This is a genomic window from Rhizobium beringeri (assembly GCF_004306515.1).
In the GTDB taxonomy this organism is placed as follows: Bacteria; Pseudomonadota; Alphaproteobacteria; order Rhizobiales; family Rhizobiaceae; genus Rhizobium; species Rhizobium beringeri.
In genome coordinates this window covers 90,276-108,848 of sequence record NZ_SILG01000005.1, presented here as the reverse complement: position 1 = coordinate 108,848, position 18,573 = coordinate 90,276, and the positions used below count along the sequence as shown (strand labels likewise).

Here is an 18,573-nt window from a genome sequence, read left to right as displayed (position 1 = left end):
CGACGGCTGTGCGGAGCCGTGCATTGAGCGGGAAAAAGATTGGGACCACACAAGCAGTGAAGGCCCCGCCAAGATGATCTCGAACTGTCGCAGGATCTAACGCTCTTATTCTGCGAGCATTGCAGAGGTGAGCTTTTCTCTCCGCCGGTTCGTTCATTGCGAGGTCTTTCGAACGCAGAGCGGCGTCGAGTGAATTCGAGCCTTAGGGCTTCAGTTATGCGATATCACAAGATTCACGCCGGCCGAGAAAACCCTGTTAATCCACGTTCGTTCACCTCGTGTACGACCCTTGAGACGGCACCCTGTTCTAGATCAAGGTGGTTCATCAACGCGGACTGCGCCCGGTCCGTTGCCACGCCTAATTCAGACATTGCGGCACTTAGTCTTCCGAGGCTTTTGACAAACGCGGGCCGAAGATCCGACGCGGTTATTTCCATTCGTAAAGGGTGAGTACAAAAACAAAATCGGTGGACGATTTTGCAAGCCTCACAATTGGCCGCTTCCTCGGCGATTTTTGCGAATATCGCTTCTGTCCTTAAGGCGAGTTCGTCAGGGGACAATTTGTCCGACACGCTCCAGCTCTCTGGCGCCTGCGGCCGCATTCGATTTAAGGCCGAAATGAGGGTCTCGCGTCCAACAACATAAAAATCCAACAGTGTATTTTCTGACATCGGTCTCGTGAAAAAACCTCTCTGAGGGATGTATTGGATCTTCCCTTCCGCCGCCAGCCGCTGAAGTGCTTCGCGTACTGGGGTTCGACCAATATCGAGCTTAGACGCCAGATCCTGTTCCCTGAGATGTTGGTCCGGCACACGGCCGTAACTGTGCAGCAATCGCCGAATAGCATCGTAGGCAATATCGGCCTTTGCAGGTTCTGGTTCAATGTCAAAATTTAAATCGACCCCGCGACGTGGAGGCGCGTTCTTGCAACACCGCATTTGATAGTTTTCCTCTGTCGATGTCCTTTAAGGACTCTACAGGATCTTATTCGTTGATATCGGGCGTCGTTCCGAATTCAAGGCTGAAAATATTTTGGCCTCCCTATACCGGCACGAGTTTTGGCCCGAGCGAGATTCGCCGGCCTGTATTACAGCCGCGGTTGGCTTTTATCACTTTCTCTCGCAGTTGAGTTCAATGCCATGCGCAAGAGGGCGCGGTCACGTTCTCCAGCTACAAGGCTGACCTTCATCTCTGGCCTGTCAATTCTGGCTTTGTATGTGTGCATGTTGTCACGTCGGTTCATCTAAGCCTCCCTTCGCTGACCGGGGTAGGCCCCCGTGCCGCGTGTTGAGCAGATCTAGACGGCGGCTCGCCACAGATCAATATATAAGGATAATATATTTTTTGATATTTTGGGGTTATCGCTCGAGCGTAAGTTTTTGTATTTTAGCTTTCTGCGGATGACTAAGTAAACGTATAATGCTGTACGTATTAATCAAACAACTGCGCATGTTCGGTCACACGATTCTCAGTTGGCGAGTCGCAAAATCTTTAACTGGCCATGTTCGCTTACCAATCGCTCAAGCAGCCGGATAAGTTCCCCGTCTTGCTAGACAATTCCAACATTTTAGGTGGCTCGATTAGTTCCTCACCTCGGAGCCGATGGCCACGGGAGTGAATTTCTTCGAGAAAATCAAATAACATAGGAAACGCAATGGAAGTGTATCATCGCCGTTGTCAGGGTAGGGGATCAGGCACTTTCAAGCGCGTGGGTAACGAAGACTTTGGCTTAACGCCTTGGATCTCATGTATTTATCAACCTGTAGGTGGAGTTAATGCGCAAGACCGACAAGCTGACGCTGGTGATGCTTGATCGATCGGTGTCGCAAGCCATGCAGCGGCGGCGAATTCGCTGTTTGCCTTCTAGACGGCTCTCTTTAGCACGGAGATCGAAGGTAGAATTCCGACGTGCAGTTGGACAGAGCCGAAATTTCACAATCGCTGCGAGGTCGCGCGCCAACAGCCCGACCGCGGGGAACACCATATGAGTCGGTTCAAATCAGTCCCGCACGCCAGCAGTTCCTCATCACTTAATCTTGGCCGCAACCGAACGAGCACTGCTGAACATCGCAAACTGCGAAACGCCGCCATAAATACGTGGCAGGAAATCACACTCTCGACCGCCGCATGGCATCCTATGCTCGACCCAAGCTAAGGCGAGCTACCGTATGGAGAGAGCTTGCCCATCTGTAGGCCGCTTGAGGGACCTCGCGCCTTAACTTGACACGAGGCCAGTAACGGTACAACGCTGGATGGATGAATTTGAAGCTCAGTTTCTGATTTTCACTACCTGCCAAGAGCCGCTTCCGCCGTCACGATTGAGCAGACGCGCACCCGTGACGCTGTATTTGAAGCCGCCTGCACCTACGCCGTTGGTATCCAAAGCGCCTGCCAGCGTACCAAAGGTAGCTACCAAATATATGTCGTTTGTGTCGCTCAGATTTGGATCATTGCGTTTATTTTGGCTACTAATGAGGACGTACCAAGCGGCCGCAATCGTATCATCATTCAAAGTGGTGGTGGTTGCCACGGGATAACCGCTATCACCCGGCGGATTGCTGCTGAATAATGCCAAATAACTTTCATCTTGGTAATTTTGAAGGCGAATCTGATCACCGCTGCAAACGTTTTGTCCAGGGGTTTTAGAGGAGCCCGGCGCCGCCATTATTGTCCATTGCGTAGCAAGTTCTTGTCCTGATAGGCTTGCATATGTTCCGACATTATCCACGGCACTGGGTACCTTTGATTCCCCGCCAACACCGAGGTAGCCGCCAAGCCCGACTCCTCCGTATGCGTTGATGATGCGCAATCTATCGCCGTATTTGAGATAATCGTCTGCCATTTTACGCTCCCGGTAGCGATGTGACGATCGAAAGGATCGTTCCATCGTAGGTTTAATAATGCGTCTCACTTGAACCTGGGTTCGTGGCGCTAGTAAATGAGTAAAATTACTTAATTGAGCGGCCTTGTTGCGGATTTCAGACGTGAACCCGGCCACCGTTCCAATCAAAGACCGGCCAGTTTTCGGCACTGAAGATTACCTCCTGGGTCAGCAACGTTTGGCATCGATACCTCGTGATGATCGAGGACATTTTGAGCCGGCAAAGAGAAGACTGAGCATGAGACATTACGATAAATGCTGCGACTTGCCGGAAGCGGGACCAGCTCCCGCGAGATTGTAGTCGTATTGGGAATAGCGCGCAGTACGCCCATTACAGACTTCCGATATTCGCATCAACCTCGCAAGGCGGCCCCACCGGGAGCTTACCGAGCGATGTGACAAGCGGAGGCTTCAGTTTCTCACCAGGCCCGAGATTGAAGCGATTCTGGACTGTACGGATCGAAGCACATGGCTGGAACGCGGCGATCACACTCTTCTACTGCTGGCCGCGCGAACGGGGTGGCGGGGCTCTCCGAGGTCATCGATCTCGACCGAGACGCGGTAATGTTCGGCCGCGGTGGATAGGTGCAATACATCGGAAGAGGCCGCAAAGAGCGAGGTACGCCACTCACAAAGGACGCACAGCAAGCCCTTCGTTGCTGGCTCAAGAAGCCCAGGAAACGAGGCGCAGCGGCCCTCTTTCCGAACATGCACGGCGGCAAGCTCAGCGTGCAGGCGCTGCTGAACAGTTTCGCCCAGGCGCGCGTGCACTGCGTCTCCGAGAGTGGCTCGGGAAAACCGTCAAATGACATCAGCGGCCGTGAGTTGTTGCTCAGCACGTCGGCAAAGCTAAGTAATAGTACCTATTTAAGTGAATCGTTTTTTAGCTCACAGTGGTTATCACAACATACGAAAAATACCTTTATACGACCACTACACCCAAAAGAATGATCGGCTATCGGCAACTACAGATTGCGTATAGCGGGACGCATGACTTCAAAAGAGGAGAATGGAAATGGCTTATGCAAGAAATCCCTTTCTTCAAGCATCGCGTGCAGCAACATCTTCGACAAAACCTAGCCGCGGTTTTTGGACTTCGCCAGCTGGAAAACACCTACGTCTAGCCAAGAACTGCTTCGCATTGGCGAAACAGCACAGGGCGGCAGGCAACAAGAAGAAGTATTGGAGCCTGCTGAATGCCGGCCGCAGTGCTTTGGCCCTTTCCCGGCACGAGGTGTCCCTTTGGAAGCGCGGGCAGAGTGTCCGGCGCAGGTCTTACGCGATCCATCGCGCCGTCTAGGTGTGTCCCTCCGGCGCGGAATGTATTCTCGCGAGTGCATTCCGCGGCAATTGTTTCTGCGCAGCCCGAGGCAACGGTCTTTTGGCTGCATTTCGGTCTAGGGAGGAATAACTGAGATGAGCGACTCGTTGCTTTTTGGATATTCGGTAGAAGAGAACGACGGCAAGTTCGTCATCACGTTGGCGGGGAAGCTGGCTGTTCTGATTATGCAAGATATTGGGGCAAACATCGAACCCGAAGCTTCTGGCACTGCCTGCTTGCCCATGATGTTTCCCTATAGCCTGCTTGCATCCCATGCCGTCCGGATGAGCTCTCAGGCCGCTGTCGAGGGGGGACAGAAGAGCGAGTCCACGCTCTCCGACATCTTTGCACAGGGCTTTGACAAGGATTTAGGAGAATTCGATCGCCAACTCGAACGTTATCAGGCTCTGCTATCGCCAGCTGGATCGAACGGGCGCGGGCACGAGACGCCGGTTGCCGTGAATGAAGCCGCCGATGTCGCTAAAACAAAAACGGTCGTCTCCAAAAATTAAGAGGATAGAAGGAGAGCAACAATGGTTCAGCTGTCCCGAGAGGAGACTTTTCTCCTACTGACTTGTAGACCGGACCTGACGCCCTCCGATGACGTGCGCCTGCAGCGGATTGTCGATTCGGATCTGGATTGGTCATTCGTCCTTTGGCGTGCCGAGAGCTATCAGACATTGCCGTTGTGCGGTTTCCACCTCAATAGACTAGCCTTGCTTCCCCGGACACCAGAATGGGTCGTCCACTACATACATATGTGGTCGCAGTTGTCGAAGGCGCGGAGCGAGGTACAATTCCGTCGCCTTGGTGAACTTCTAGGACATTTTCGTGCGTGCGATCTGGAACACTATTTGTTCAAGGGTCCTCTATTGGCAGCTCTGCTATATTCCGACCCGGCACTGCGCCCGATGCAGGATTTGGACATTATGGTGCGCCAAGCAGATGTCTGGCGAGTGCAGAAAGAGCTTTACCGATTGGGTTATCAGCACGGAGTATTCAATCCGGCGGATGGTGTCTTCACACACATGTTCCGCAAGATCACACACCAGACGCTCGAGCATAAGTACGCGCTACATTCAGTCACTATGGTCGAGGAGATTCGGCCGAAGTTCGATACGACCCTAATCGCGCCAGAATGGCGAACGCGGCAGATCAAATCCTTCGTCCAAGACGATGGCTCGGTGCGGATGCCGGTGTTCGTCGACATCCACTTCAGTCTTGGAGCTGGCATGGAGGAGGTAGACGTCTGGCGCGGCGCCGGTCCCCGCAGGTTGCTCGGTCGAGAAGTGCATTGTCAGTCGCTGACTAGCGTTCTGTGGTTCAGCGCTGCCCGCATCTATTTTGAAGCCTACCAACATGGCACCCTGAAATTGCAGATGCTGGGCGACATCGACGCGCTGTTGCGCCTTCATGCCGAGGACATCGACTGGCCCGAGTTGCTTGCGGTTGCCGGCAAGTACGGCTTTTCAGCTGCAATCTTCTACGTCCTTGAACAGGTTCGTCGCCTCTTTGATGCGCCGGTTCCTTTGAAGGTGTTGGCGCTTCTGATGCCAGATCAGCAAGGACGGCCGGATGAAGCGGACTTCGGAGACATTGTCCCTAAGCTGTTATCGCGTACAGTCATCAGTGATCTTCAGCTCGCTTGAGGCGGGACCCGCGGCCGGCCTTGCGGCACGGCAATTACAACATGGCTAAGCTATTGCAGCTAGCGATCAAAGGTGGTCGCCGCCTGGCAAGCCGATCCTTATATGAGGAGCAAACGGTGGAACGCGTAGCAATAATCGGTGGAGGGCCGGCCGGCCTGGCAGTTGGCCAGGCTCTTGCCAAACAGCGTATTAAATTCCTCTTGTTCGAGGCTGGCCGTACGCTTGCAGAACGTAAGCATGACGTGGCAGACCATCTAGGAAGCGGAATTGGTGGTGCCGGCCTTTTCTCCGACGGCAAGTTCAGCTTTTTTCCATCCGGCACACATCTTTACACGCTAGAGGGCCGTTGCCGTCTTGAGGATGCCTATGGCGCAATCGAACGCCAGCTGGCGGAGGTGGGCATTCCGGCGCCCCCTTTTGATCCGGACACCGAAACCAGCTTTCTCGGCACGGGCCAGCCCATGATATGCAAGGACTATCCGTCGACCTACGGCTCGTTGGCGCAGCGAAACGCGCTGATAGCCGCCATGATGCATGAGTTCAGCAACCTCATCTTGGCCAACACGCGCGTGGAAATGATCATTCCCTCGCCACAAGGCTACCTCGTGCAAAGTCGTGGAGCGGACGGCGATCTGAGAGAGGAGTTTTTCACCCATCTTGCGATCGCAACTGGGCGCTTCGGTCCGCAGGCACTACGGTCCATGATGACGGCGCCGATCGCCATGACCGACCTGCGATACGAGTTTGGTATCCGTATCGAACATCCTAACGGAGTTGGGTTCCTTAACGCCGTTAAACGCCCAGACGTGAAATACATTCTCGATGCGGCGTGTACGGAAGTGCGAACCTTTTGCACTTGTCGCGACGGGGAGGTTTGGATGATCCCCTATGGTGGCACTGCTGCTCTTTCCGGTCGGTCGGACGGACCCCCGACCGGCTACTCCAATTTCGGTTTACTGGCGCGCTTCGGCGGGAATAATCTCGACAGAGGTCGACAGATTTGGGCCGATTTGCAACAGCGGTTGGGGAGCGATACGACGGCGACATGGCAGCCACTCACCGAATTCCTAGATCGCCCTTCCATATCCCAAGCGCTTGAATTCGGAAAGGCTGATCGTCCCTGGTTCCCGCGGCAGAAGTTCAGCAGGGGCGACGTGGCCGCTCTATTACATCCCGAACTCTATAGGATCCTCGCCGAAAGCGCGCGTATGCTCATCACGCAGTTTCCGGACATGGCGACGCCAGAGACTGTCTGCATTTTCCCATCAGTCGAGGGTGTTGGTGCCTTCCCGACCGTTGATGCCGCCTTGCAGAATCATAGTGGGCGGATCTGGTATTGCGGCGATGTCGTCGGCCGGTTTCGCGGCCTCGTCCCCGCCCTTGTCAGCGGACATTATGTCGGGGCCTCCATCGCGGCATGTCTTCGCGAAACTGCGGCCGAGGAGTTACATGGTGTGCAGACAATTGCCGCACAATAAACTGGCGCGGAAGTACACATCCGAAAATCCGAGCCGATCAACGGGCGGCAATACTGCGATAAGCGCAGACCATTTGCGGGAGGTAGTGGAGCATGCTTATAGCAATCGAAGGAATTGATGGAGCGGGCAAGACTCATATTGCCCGAAAGTTGGCTCATAACCTGCGTGATGGGGGGTATCTGGCCCGTTATTTGAATAAGAGCGACATAGAGTTCGGAGACGCTTTCACTGATAGTCGGCTTCGCCTGCTAAAGGAAATCATTTGGCCTGAACAGGGCGAACCGAAGATTGACCTGCTCGGAACCCATTTTTATTTGTTTTTGCTCGCATCCTGGTTTTCTGCCGTGGGCCAAATGCTTCGCAGAGAGCCCAGGTTTGGCAATCTCATCACCGTTATGGACGGTTCGCAGTTCAGAGTGGTCGCCAAAGCGCATTGCCGAGCGAAGATCGACAGAGCCCAGCTTCTCGATTATTTCGATCGGGCTGCCGAGCCTGATCTCGTCGTCCTGTTGGAGATAGAGCCGCATGTATCTTGGCACCGGCGCACGGTCTTCAAAGAGACCGAGATGGGGCGTTGGGACGGTTATCGCGGCGATCCGCGCGACGCTTACTGCGCCTATCAGACAAAGATTCAGAACGTCTTGCAGGAGATGGCTTGCGAACGTGGTTGGCTTGTCGTTCCTCAGAATGAGGATACACGCGATACCGATGTCGTTGATTGCATTTTGCAGCACATTGCCGCGCAACACGACGTCGAGGAATACCACCTGGCTAGGAAGGCTACACCGTGTGAATAAAATTACTGCAAATCGCCAACCCACTTTACATCGGCAGCTGCCATTGGCGGCCCTTCTGCAGTGTCACAGCATAAATAATTGGTCTCCGAAGGCACAAGAAACGAAAACTTCGTAAGAAAACATACAGACGCCCGCCGGGGCGGCGCCCTTTAAGCCCAGCCGTTCACGCAGCTTAAGCCCCACGGTGCGTAGCGGCAAACAAGGTGAGATTCGTATTGCCTCATTGGAGAATGCTCCTGAATGAACTGCCTATTGCCTCACCAAAATGCTCCTTTCGCGTTAGGGCAGCTCCGTTGTTCTGCTGGGGTCGATTCCGAAGATCATCGTATGCGCACCATCCCGACGCCAGTCTTTCACTCGCCGCTGCACGTCCTTATTAGGCCATCCAGATATTCACCTGGATAAATGGACTGAAGCCTCTCCAATAGTTCCCGGCCGGTTCTCCATGGTTCCTCCTGGAACCATGCACGGAGATCTTCCGTAACGCTAACGAGCGGGTCGGGTCGCCGCCGCTCACCCTTGAGTTTCGGCTTCGCTTTCGCCGTCGGACGAACCTTCCCGTCTGTCCAAGCGACACGCAAGCTTTGTAGAAAGCTCTCGATATCAGGAGCGTCGGTTGATGGTGCGCCCTGGTGAGCGATGTCAACGAGGCGCTGTTGTCCCGCACGAATGCCGCGGAGAAGCTTTACGGAGTCGAGTTGCTCGCTCATGTGCAATAGGCGATTGCGAACCTCGGTCGACGTTCTTGGATCCGTCATCAGCCGCTGATGCGGTGTCGCGGGAGAAGCGTATCTTTTCTTGACCAATGTGCCATCACGCCGCTTTTCCAGGAGTTTGAACGACGGTTGAAAGAAGTTTACGAACAAACGCATTGAACGGTATAGGTCCGCGAGCGTCGCCGCAGCTTCAACGCCTTCGTGGCGATGATAGCCGGCAATCCCCGCCGGACGACCGATCCGTTCTTCTGCTCGACACCTTTAGGCACTCCTTATCACTTCGCAGGACGATCGACGACGGCGTTGGCCGGCGAACGCGTGAAAACTAGGTAATTTCACTCATTTAAACGACCGGGAGTCTAATGCATTCTTGCACTATGATGGGGGGCAGAATGATAAGACTTTACGTCGGTCGCCACGAATCACGCGGGCAAGCAATGGAGAAAATTTGGCGCTTTCGGCACGAGCAATTCGTGGAAAGGCTTGGCTGGGAGGCGCTTCGTAGAAATGACGGATTAGAAATCGACCAGTTCGATCACGACCGTGCGCTGCACCTTGCATTGTTCTTCGAAGATACTGTCGTGGGATATACGCGATTGCTCCCGACGACTGAACCTCATCTCTTATCGGATGTTTATCCGCAGATCATGAAAGGGCAAGCATGGCCGCGTTCGCCCGAGATCGTACCAATCCAGGCAAAGCCTTCCATGTCTGGCTTGAGGAAGCATCATCAACTCTATTCTATCCAAGGAAACACCCTCTTGCTCGAGCCGGAGGCTCGAAATCCGCTGAAGCCCGATGCTACTTTGCACCAGGTCAAGCCAGCTCTGACATCAGGTCCGGGCCATTTGCAAGTACATTGTCATAAGCAAAGGCGGAGCTGTTGACCTGGTTTCGTTGTCTGGGCAACTTTGCCAAAGATACAGACAAGGCTCCTCTTCGCTGGGTTTTTCGTCTACAGTGGCTACTCGGAGAGTTAGCTCCTACCGGAAGCGACCATGAAAAATGCTGCCTTGAGTAGCATGTCCTGGAGGGAAGAGTGGACAGCGAGGCGTTGGCAACGGCAAATGTAATGTTCGACTTTATATCAGACGCTGCACTAGCGAAGAGCAGTGAGGATATACTGAAGTCATTGAACAGAACAGCGTGCCACTTTGGTTTTAGTTGCTTTGCAATGTCCGGCATACCCTTGCCTACGGAGCGCATCGATCCGTATTTCTTGTTGAACGCATGGCCCTACGAGTGGTTTGAACGTTATTCAACGGGCAATTACGTCCATGCCGATCCCGTGATCCATTTGAGTAAAATGCAAGACGGTGCCTTTGTGTGGTCGGAAGCACTGCAGGGTCAAGAGCTCGGCCGTCATGCGCGCCGGATTATGATGGAGGCCCGAGAGTTCAAAATGAAGGATGGTTACAGTGTGCCACTGCATACCGCCGACGGCTTTCAAGCAATTATCACTTTCGGGGCAGAGAAGGTGGATCTGTCGCGAGCTGCCAGAGGAGCGCTACATATCATATCAATTTACGCCCATAACACAGTGCGCAGCCTGTTAACGAAAAACGTGAGCTCCCAAGACAGGCGCCTTTTAAGAATAACTGCGCGTGAACGCGAGATCATTCAGTGGTGCGCTGCGGGCAAGACAGCGGTGGAGATCGCGGCAATTCTAGGCCGCTCGCATAGAACCATCCAAAATGAGATACTCAATGTTCAACGCAAACTCGATGTCGTCAATTCGGCGCAGATGATAGCGGAGAGTTTTCGTTACGGAATCCTTCGGTAAAGTAACGCCCTCCTGGGTGAGGGCCGCAATTTCGATGACGTCTGATCACGATTGTCCGATAAGGCGCGCGTGAACCCCAAACCTTAGCCAATCTCAACACTATGGACCGCGGTCCGTTCGCCATGTCACCTTTAGGCACTCCTTATCACTGCAGGACGATCGACGACGGCGTTGGCCGGCGAACGCGTGAAAACTAGGTAATTTCACTCATTTAAACGACCGGGAGTCTAATGCATTCTTGCACTATGATGGGGGGCAGAATGATAAGACTTTACGTCGGTCGCCACGAATCACGCGGGCAAGCAATGGAGAAAATTTGGCGCTTTCGGCACGAGCAATTCGTGGAAAGGCTTGGCTGGGAGGCGCTTCGTAGAAATGACGGATTAGAAATCGACCAGTTCGATCACGACCGTGCGCTGCACCTTGCATTGTTCTTCGAAGATACTGTCGTGGGATATACGCGATTGCTCCCGACGACTGAACCTCATCTCTTATCGGATGTTTATCCGCAGATCATGAAAGGGCAAGCATGGCCGCGTTCGCCCGAGATATTCGAGTGGACCCGATGTATTGTCGCGGAAGGTCAAATTCTAATAAATGGGGTATCGGCGTCACATGTCTTGATGACCGGCGTGATGGAATTTTGCCTTGTTGCCGGCATAACCTCGGTGATCGTCGAAACGCACCCGAAGCTCGTGCAACTCTTAGTCTCAACCGGTTGGAACGTAACCGAGCTTGGTCCGCCTTCGCTGCTCAATGGCGTATTAATCGTACCAATCCAGGCAAAGCCTTCCATGTCTGGCTTGAGGAAGCATCATCAACTCTATTCTATCCAAGGAAGCACCCTCTTGCTCGAGCCGGAGGTTCGAAATCCGTTGAAGCCCGAAGCTACTTTGCACCATTTGCATTACTGTGAATTCATGGCGAAGCGCGACTTGCAGGCTGATAGAGGCTAACCGGTACGCCTGATTTGCGCGAGGAGTTTCTGGCGGAAGACTTCTGCCGGTGTTTTGTAGCCGAGGCATTTGCGTGGCGTTGCGTTCAGGCGGTTGCAGATCTCGGTGAGATCGCGGTCGCTGAGAGACAGTGGATCGACCTCTCTCGAAAGCCATTTCCTGGCCCGTCTATTGGTGTTCTCGACGGTGCCCTTCTGCCACGGGGATTGCGGATCGCAAAACCATGTCTGCGCTCCGATGCTGGCCTGCAGGTAAGGCCAGTCGGTGAACTCCGTGCCACGATCGAAGGTGATCGAGCGACGGGCGAGGTGGGGCAGGGATTGTAGCACCTGGATCAGGCCGTCCATCACCGGCCTCGATTGCCGGTCATTGTTGCGCAGCAGGACGGCAAATCGGCTGACCCGTTCGACCAGCGACGTCACGTTGGCCTTTCCGAACTTCTTGCGAAACTGGATGAGATCGCATTCCCAATGCCCGAACTGTTTGCGCTCGGCGACGGCGTCTGGCCGGTAGAGAATGTTGACATCCGGGGTGAACCGCCTGCCATGGCGGCGTCTGGCGTGCCGCGGCCGGCGTCTGGCACGATGCTCCGGCAGGTGTCGCCACAGTTTGATGGCGTGACCGTCCGAGGAATAGGCGAACTTATAGATCGTCTCATGGCTGACGGAGATCGGATGGCGCTCAAGCTGCAATCGGCCAGCGATCTGTTGTGGCGACCAGCCATGCATGATGCGCTCGATCACCGATTGGCGCAGCTGCGAGAACCGGGCAAGTTTGCGCAGCTTGGCACGCCGTTCTCGCGCCATGTCATTGGCCATCACGCAGTAGTAACCGTTGAGGTCCGGCATCTCGCGATCCTCGAACGTATTGCGGCGCAGCTCACGAAAGATCGTTGAGCGATGCCGGTGCAGCTTCTCGGCGATCACGTCAACGCTGATCCCAGCCGTGCGCCAGCGGGCAATCTTGCGGCGTTCCTCCATATCGATCTGGGAGTAGGTGCGCTTCATATCTCGTTCCTTGCAGGGATAAACCGTTGTTATCTATTGCAAGTCGCACTTCATCCTTGAACCCACCCCTCTTACATAAAGAAGTGGCGTAAGCATACTTATGGAACTATGGGCCAGTGCTTGGTTATAGGTTGTCCATAATCCTGTGACTTAGCCTGCTCCGCTTCGGCCGTCGACGACCCCTCGCGGGTCTCCCGATTGGCAATCAGGTTTTCGAATTGTAGCGGCCGGCCGCCTCAAGGATCATCTTTTTGGCGACATTGACGTCCTTCCAGCCGGCTATCTTCACCCACTCGCCGGGCTTCAGATCTTTGTAGTACGAGAAGAAGTACTCGATCTGCTTCAGGGAGATTTCCGGCAGGTCGGTGTAGTCCCTAACCTTGTCGTAGAGGCGCGTCAAATTCGCCATCGGCACGGCGATTATCTTCTCGTCCTTGCGACCATTCTGTTCCATGACCAGAACACCTATCGGACGCACATTTATAACGCAGCGCTCAACGAGTGGTCGAGTGTCTACTATCAGGACGTCGATCGAATCGCCATCTTCAGACATCGTGTGCGGCACAAAGCCATAATTGCCCGGATAGGCCATCGGCGTGGAGAGGAAGCGTTCGACGACGAGTGCGCCGGATTCCTTGTTCATTTTATACTCAATCGGCTGGCCGCCGACCGGCACCTCGACAATGACATTCACGTCGTCCGGCGGGTTCTTGCCAATCGAAATCGAGTCGATACGCATGGGGGCTCCTTTGGTGAATGTTGACGCGCAGGCACGCAGGTACTCTCACGACGACGGTCCAAGCATCATCCACGTCATCCGTCCTGTCGTCAGCCAGCCTTCCAGTTCAGCCGGTTGGCTATCAGGTGATCGGCCACCGCGTGGTTAGAGAGCGTCGAGTCGTCAAGGTGTCTCGGTCGGTCCTAGCACTCGTCGTGCCAAGCCGATTGCGCGGTGATTAGCTGGCGGATTTCGGGGGGATTCGGGTTGGCTAGTAGTCGACAGTGCGACAGCTTTGTCAGGTTTGCGACACGGGTGGCTGCATGCGCTTGGCAGGGGTGCAACACTGCTTGCGAGATTTTTAACGCAAACGATTTCGCTAAAGCACCGCGCCGCTTTCCATTGCCAGCATTTGCATCAAGTGCGGCTCATTCGACGGAGACGTGCTTGCGCAGAGTTACCGTGGCTCTCCGAGAGCACGACATATGTGCGACATTGTCGTCAATTTTGTCGGCTTCGTGACACGCTTTAGGATTCTTCGGTCCGGTATTTTATCCCTCTAAGTGTCTGCGGCAGCACGTAATTTCGACCTGCCCCATCAATCAGCTCAATTGGCACGACGCTTGAAAATTGTTCTCGGGCTGCGACGGAACCAGCCGCGGCCAATGTCGCGGCATCACCTCGGTCAGTTCGAACACGAAAAGGAAGTAACAATGGCTGCTCTGCGTCAGATCGCGTTTTACGGAAAGGGAGGTATTGGCAAATCCACTACATCCCAGAATACGCTCGCCGCCCTTGTCGAACTTGGGCGGAAAATCCTCATCGGTTGCCAGCCACTGGTCGATTTCGCGCGATTGATCCTGTGCAAGCGTCGAATCGAACGTGTCAAGAACTGGAAGTTCGGAAAGGCAGACTACGCCAAATGGGGGCGACTCCTCGGGCAACGTCACTCCCGGTTGAAGGGCAGACCAAAACTGGGGCCCTAAAAGCTGTCGCACTGCGGAACCTGGCGAAAAGCAAACTCGCCGAAACCGCAAGTTATCACCGCGCGATCGGCTTGGCACGACGAGTCCTAGGGGGACTCAGGCACAAACCTGCATCGGGTTGGTGCAGGGGGACGCCTGGCCGCTGACGTGCAAGTCTCCCAACCTTTGAAAGTGAGGAACTAACTATGAAGAACCCCCTGCTGGAAATTGCGCTGGAACGCGTCATTGAAGCAGCCGAGCACCTGGATCTTGATCCAGGTTTTGTCGAAAGGCTGAAGCAACCGCTCGAGACGACGCAAGCGCGTCTGTCGATCCTCATGGACGACGGGTCGACCAAGTGTTTTATCGGGTGGCGCTGTCGCTATGACGATAGCCTCGGTCCTACGAAGGGCGGCATCCGCTGGGATCAGATGGTGAACGCCGATGAGGTGGAAACGCTTGGCCTGCTAATGACCTTGAAGAACGCGCTGATGGGCCTGCCATTCGGCGGCGGAAAGGGCGGCGTGAAGGTGGATCCTCGCGGCCTCTCCAACACGGAGCAGGAACGCCTCGGCCGCGCCTACATCCGGGCTTTCGCTGCGGTCATTGGTCCAGATCGGGACATTCCAGCTCCTGATGTCGGCACCAATGAAAAGATCATGGCGTGGATGATGGACGAATACAGCACCATTGTCGGCAAGAGGACGCCAGCGGTGATTACCGGCAAACCCGTCGCCCTTGGCGGCTCGCGCGGGCGCGACGATGCGACAGCACGCGGAGCCTATAACATCATGCGATATAAAGCCGACACTCTCAAATTGGAGCATGGAACACGAGTGGCGATCCAGGGATTTGGCAATGCCGGCAAGCACATCGCCAAGCTGCTTGCCGCCGACGGATGCAAGATCAACGCGGTCTCGGACTCCAAGGGTGCGGTCCATGCCCCGGCGGGCCTCGACATCAGCAAACTGCTGGCCGCCAAGCGCCATGGAAGTGTCACTAGCATGGCAGGTTCAGCTGGTGTGTCCGAGATTTCTGGCGACGAGCTCGTGTCGGTCGAATGCGACATCCTCATCTTAGCAGCGGTAGAGAACATGGTTCACGAGGGCAACGCGGCAAGCATAAAGGCCAGGGTCATTGTCGAACTCGCCAACGGCCCGGTCACCCCGGAGGCCGACGAGATCCTCGAGGCCATGAACGTCGAAATCATTCCCGATATCCTCGTGAATGCGGGTGGCGTCACGGTCTCGTACCTCGAATGGGTGCAGAACCGCCAGGGCGAACGATGGACCCTCGAACAGGTTCATGCGTGGCTGAAGACGAAGATGGAAAGCGAAGCCGACGCCGTTTTGGCATATGCGCGAGACAAGAACATCACCCTGCGCACCGCCGCCTACGTTCTTGCGCTCTCTCGGATTGCCGCAGCTATGGAGGCCCTCGGAACGGACAAGTTTTTTCAGGCTTGAGGTGAGACCGCCCCCGCTGCGCCTCCAGCGCCATCTGAAACCACGATTGAAAGTTGTTCTCGGGTAAAGACGGCAGCCTGGTTGCTGCCGTCACTCGAGAAACGGCCCAAAACCTGGAGGAAACGTCGTGACGACGATGGGAAAATCAACTGAGAGCAACCGCTTGGAGCAATCAATGTTTGGCTGGTTCGAACAGCGCCTCAATCCCTTTCCGAGCGAGGAGCCCGTCGCCCCTCCTAAAGGTCTCTTTGCTTTTTGCTGGCACTACAGCAAACCGGCTGCGCCTTGGCTCGGCTTGATGGCCGTGCTGACGGCGCTGATCGCTATCGGCGAAGTGGCCCTCTTCCAGTTCCTCGGCGACATCGTCGGCTGGCTGACCCATGCCGACCGTGCCACATTCCTGGAGAGAGAAGGCCACAAGCTTTTCTGGATGGCGGCGCTGGTGCTGGTCGGCCTGCCGCTGACGGCCGGGCTCGAGACTTTCATCATGCATCAGGTGATGCTCGGCAATTATCAGATGAGCGCACGCTGGCAGATGCACCGCTTCCTGCTGCGCCACAGCATGTCGTTCTTCGCCAACGAGGCGGCCGGGTCCGTCGGGACCAAAGTGATGCAGACCTCGATTGCGGTACGCGAAACGGTGATCAGGATCCTCGATGTCTTCGTCTATGTCGTGACATACTTCCTGACGATGATCATCGTGATTGCGGCAGCCGACTGGCGGCTGATGATCCCGATCCTCGTCTGGCTCGGGGTGTATATCAGCATCGTCGCCTATTTCGTGCCGCGGCTTCGCAAGATCGCGGCGGCGCAGGCGGATGCGCGCTCAATGATGACGGGACGTGTGGTCGACAGCTATACGAATATCGCGACAGTCAAGCTGTTTTCGCATGCGGGCCGCGAGGAGGTCTATGCCAAGGAAAGTATGGACGAGTTCCTGCAGATCGTGCACAAGCAGTTGCGCAAGGTGGCACTCTTCCACATCTGCGTCTACCTGAACAACTGTGTTGCGCTCTTCGTCATCTCGGGCCAGTCGATCTGGTTCTGGCTGAACGGAGCGATCTCGGTCGGCGCCATCGCCATCGCCATCGGTCTTGCCATGCGCTTCAACTTCATGTCGCAATGGATCATGTGGGAAGTCTCGGCGCTGTTCGAGAATATCGGCACGGTCTATGATGGCATGGAGATGATGAGCAAACAGCATGACATCGTCGACAAGCCGGGCGCACCCACCCTGACGGCGAAGAAGGGTGCGATTCACTACGACCGCATCCGCTTCCACTACGGCAAGAGCAAGGGCGTCATCGACAACCTGTCGCTCGACATCAAGGCGGGGGAGAAGGTCGGCCTGGTCGGCCGCTCCGGCGCCGGCAAGACGACGCTGATGAACCTGCTGCTGCGCTTTTACGACCTGGAGGCCGGCCGCATCACCATCGACGGGCAGGACATCGCCGGCGTCTCGCAGGAAAGCCTGCGCTCGCTGATCGGCGTGGTGACGCAGGACACCTCGCTGCTGCATCGCTCGATCCGCGACAACATCGCCTATGGTCGTCCCGAAGCAACGGACGACGAGGTCATCGAGGCAGCCAAACGCGCCAATGCCTGGGAGTTCATCGAAGGCCTCGTCGATATGCAGGGCCGCGCGGGGCTCGACGCGCAAGTCGGCGAACGCGGCGTCAAACTCTCCGGCGGCCAGCGGCAGCGCATCGCGATCGCCCGCGTCTTCCTGAAGGACGCGCCGATCCTGGTGCTCGACGAGGCAACCTCGGCACTCGATTCGGAAGTCGAGGCGGCGATCCAGAAAAACCTCTTCACCTTGATGGAGGGCAAGACGGTGATCGCGATCGCCCACCGACTTTCGACGCTTACGGAGATGGACCGGCTGATCGTGCTCGACAAGGGGCGGATCATAGAGGCCGGTTCGCACAGCGAACTGATCGCGGGAGGCGGCATCTATGCCGACCTCTGGAACCGCCAGTCCGGCGGCTCCCTCTCCAATCACCCCGAGGAAGCGGAAGTGGCGGCGGAATAGGAAGAAATGAGGCCCTCCCCACGGAAGCGGGGAGGGCCTCTTGAATTCTTGCCGGACGGTGCTGACGACCGGCAGCGGTTACCTCATTTCATAAGCTGTCGGCTTGATCGATCACGCCGTGATGTTCGATGAGTGCTCCTTCTGGCCGATCCAAGTGGCAATGGCCTCGGCGACGATCGCGTCGCGCGGCAGGAAGGGCGCCGGCAACGCAGCGTCAATTTCAGCAGCCTGTTAAGTCGTCCATCATCGGAATCGGATGACCCGTTCGACCAGCGACGTCACGTTGGCCTTTCCGAACTTCTTGCGGAACTGCATCAGAACGCATTCCCGATACCCGAACTGCTTGCGTGCGGCGACCACATCGGGGTTCAGAATGTTGACCTCCCGGCTAAAAACCCGGACATGACGGCGCCTGGCGTACCGGGCCGGCGTCTGGACGATGCTCCGGCAGGTGTCCCCACAGTTTGATGGCGTGACCGTCCGAGAAATAGGCGAAGTTATAGATCGTCTCATGATGATAGAGATCGGATGCCGCTCCGGTCGCATCCGACCGGCAATCTGCTGCGGCGACCAGCCATGCAGGATGCGCCCGATCACCGACTGACGCAGAAGCGAGAACCGCGCAAGCTTACGCAGCTTGGCACGTCGCTCACGTGCCATCGCATTCGCCGTCACGCAGTAGTAGCCGTTGAGATCCGGTATCTGCTGATCCTCGAACGTGTTGCGGCGCAGCTCAGGAAAATGGTTGAGCGATGTCGGTGTAGCTTCTCGCGATCACGTCAACCTGAACAGGGGAATAGCCCG

General features: G+C 55.7%; 14 protein-coding genes and 2 pseudogenes. 10 read left to right on the top strand and 6 right to left on the bottom strand.

Annotated features, from left to right (window positions below; all coding sequences use genetic code 11):
• Positions 1-233 precede the first annotated feature (233 nt).
• On the bottom strand, positions 234-938 hold the full coding sequence (locus tag ELH03_RS33260; RefSeq protein ID WP_017969142.1) for a GntR family transcriptional regulator: 705 nt from the start codon (positions 936-938) through the stop codon (positions 234-236).
• A 1,331-nt stretch (positions 939-2,269) separates the two neighbouring features.
• The gene (locus ELH03_RS33255; protein ID WP_080635755.1) at positions 2,270-2,842 is read right to left on the bottom strand and encodes a hypothetical protein; all 573 of its coding nucleotides are present in this window, start codon (positions 2,840-2,842) and stop codon (positions 2,270-2,272) included.
• Between the two features lie 1,455 nt (positions 2,843-4,297).
• On the opposite strand from ELH03_RS33255, the gene ELH03_RS33245 reads away from it, so the two are divergent.
• From ELH03_RS33245 to ELH03_RS33230, 4 genes are all read left to right on the top strand, one after another.
• Entirely contained in the window at positions 4,298-4,714 is a 417-nt protein-coding gene (locus ELH03_RS33245) for a hypothetical protein (protein WP_017968905.1), read from the top strand.
• 21 nt (positions 4,715-4,735) lie between these two features.
• Positions 4,736-5,851, top strand: a complete 1,116-nt coding sequence (locus ELH03_RS33240) for a nucleotidyltransferase family protein (RefSeq protein WP_130806888.1) — start codon at positions 4,736-4,738, stop codon at positions 5,849-5,851.
• A 116-nt stretch (positions 5,852-5,967) separates the two neighbouring features.
• Positions 5,968-7,329: an NAD(P)-binding protein gene (locus tag ELH03_RS33235; RefSeq protein WP_130806886.1), complete on the top strand. Its 1,362-nt coding sequence runs from the start codon at positions 5,968-5,970 to the stop codon at positions 7,327-7,329.
• A 92-nt stretch (positions 7,330-7,421) separates the two neighbouring features.
• The gene (locus ELH03_RS33230) at positions 7,422-8,126 is read left to right on the top strand and encodes a nucleoside/nucleotide kinase family protein (RefSeq protein ID WP_017968908.1); all 705 of its coding nucleotides are present in this window, start codon (positions 7,422-7,424) and stop codon (positions 8,124-8,126) included.
• Positions 8,127-8,479: 353 nt separating this feature from the next.
• Here ELH03_RS33230 and ELH03_RS38900 read toward each other — a convergent pair whose 3' ends face one another.
• The gene (locus ELH03_RS38900; protein ID WP_497006782.1) at positions 8,480-8,836 is read right to left on the bottom strand and encodes a hypothetical protein; all 357 of its coding nucleotides are present in this window, start codon (positions 8,834-8,836) and stop codon (positions 8,480-8,482) included.
• 398 nt (positions 8,837-9,234) lie between these two features.
• Between ELH03_RS38900 and ELH03_RS33225 the strand changes: the two genes are divergently transcribed.
• From ELH03_RS33225 to ELH03_RS33215, 3 genes are all read left to right on the top strand, one after another.
• Positions 9,235-9,729 carry an acyl-homoserine-lactone synthase gene (locus ELH03_RS33225; protein ID WP_245511911.1) on the top strand — a complete coding sequence of 165 codons (495 nt, stop codon included), beginning with the start codon at positions 9,235-9,237 and terminating at the stop codon, positions 9,727-9,729.
• Positions 9,730-9,881: 152 nt separating this feature from the next.
• A complete protein-coding gene (locus tag ELH03_RS33220; RefSeq protein WP_017968911.1) occupies positions 9,882-10,625 on the top strand; it encodes a helix-turn-helix transcriptional regulator in 744 nt (247 codons plus the stop codon).
• A 260-nt stretch (positions 10,626-10,885) separates the two neighbouring features.
• On the top strand, positions 10,886-11,581 hold the full coding sequence (locus tag ELH03_RS33215) for an acyl-homoserine-lactone synthase (protein ID WP_245511910.1): 696 nt from the start codon (positions 10,886-10,888) through the stop codon (positions 11,579-11,581).
• Here ELH03_RS33215 and ELH03_RS33210 read toward each other — a convergent pair.
• Together ELH03_RS33210 and ppa are read right to left on the bottom strand one after the other, a co-directional pair.
• Positions 11,578-12,588, bottom strand: coding sequence for an IS30 family transposase (locus ELH03_RS33210; protein ID WP_017968913.1), 1,011 nt, complete (start codon positions 12,586-12,588; stop codon positions 11,578-11,580). The two genes, ELH03_RS33215 and ELH03_RS33210, sit on opposite strands and share 4 nt — an antisense overlap.
• Before the next feature lie 205 nt (positions 12,589-12,793).
• Positions 12,794-13,327: an inorganic diphosphatase gene (gene ppa, locus ELH03_RS33205; RefSeq protein WP_130729953.1), complete on the bottom strand. Its 534-nt coding sequence runs from the start codon at positions 13,325-13,327 to the stop codon at positions 12,794-12,796.
• Positions 13,328-14,019: 692 nt separating this feature from the next.
• Here ppa and ELH03_RS38240 point away from each other — a divergent pair.
• The 3 genes and pseudogenes from ELH03_RS38240 to ELH03_RS33190 form a co-directional block, all read left to right on the top strand.
• Positions 14,020-14,169 (top strand): annotated as a pseudogene (locus tag ELH03_RS38240) (hypothetical protein); the annotation flags it as partial.
• A 308-nt stretch (positions 14,170-14,477) separates the two neighbouring features.
• Positions 14,478-15,737 (top strand): Glu/Leu/Phe/Val family dehydrogenase, encoded by a 1,260-nt coding sequence (locus ELH03_RS33195; RefSeq protein WP_130806884.1) that lies wholly within the window; start codon positions 14,478-14,480, stop codon positions 15,735-15,737.
• Positions 15,738-15,912: 175 nt separating this feature from the next.
• The gene (locus tag ELH03_RS33190) at positions 15,913-17,769 is read left to right on the top strand and encodes an ABC transporter ATP-binding protein (RefSeq protein ID WP_130806882.1); all 1,857 of its coding nucleotides are present in this window, start codon (positions 15,913-15,915) and stop codon (positions 17,767-17,769) included.
• 249 nt (positions 17,770-18,018) lie between these two features.
• Here the strand turns inward: ELH03_RS33190 and ELH03_RS33185 are convergent.
• A pseudogene (locus ELH03_RS33185) lies at positions 18,019-18,539 on the bottom strand (transposase); the annotation flags it as partial.
• Positions 18,540-18,573 lie beyond the last annotated feature (34 nt).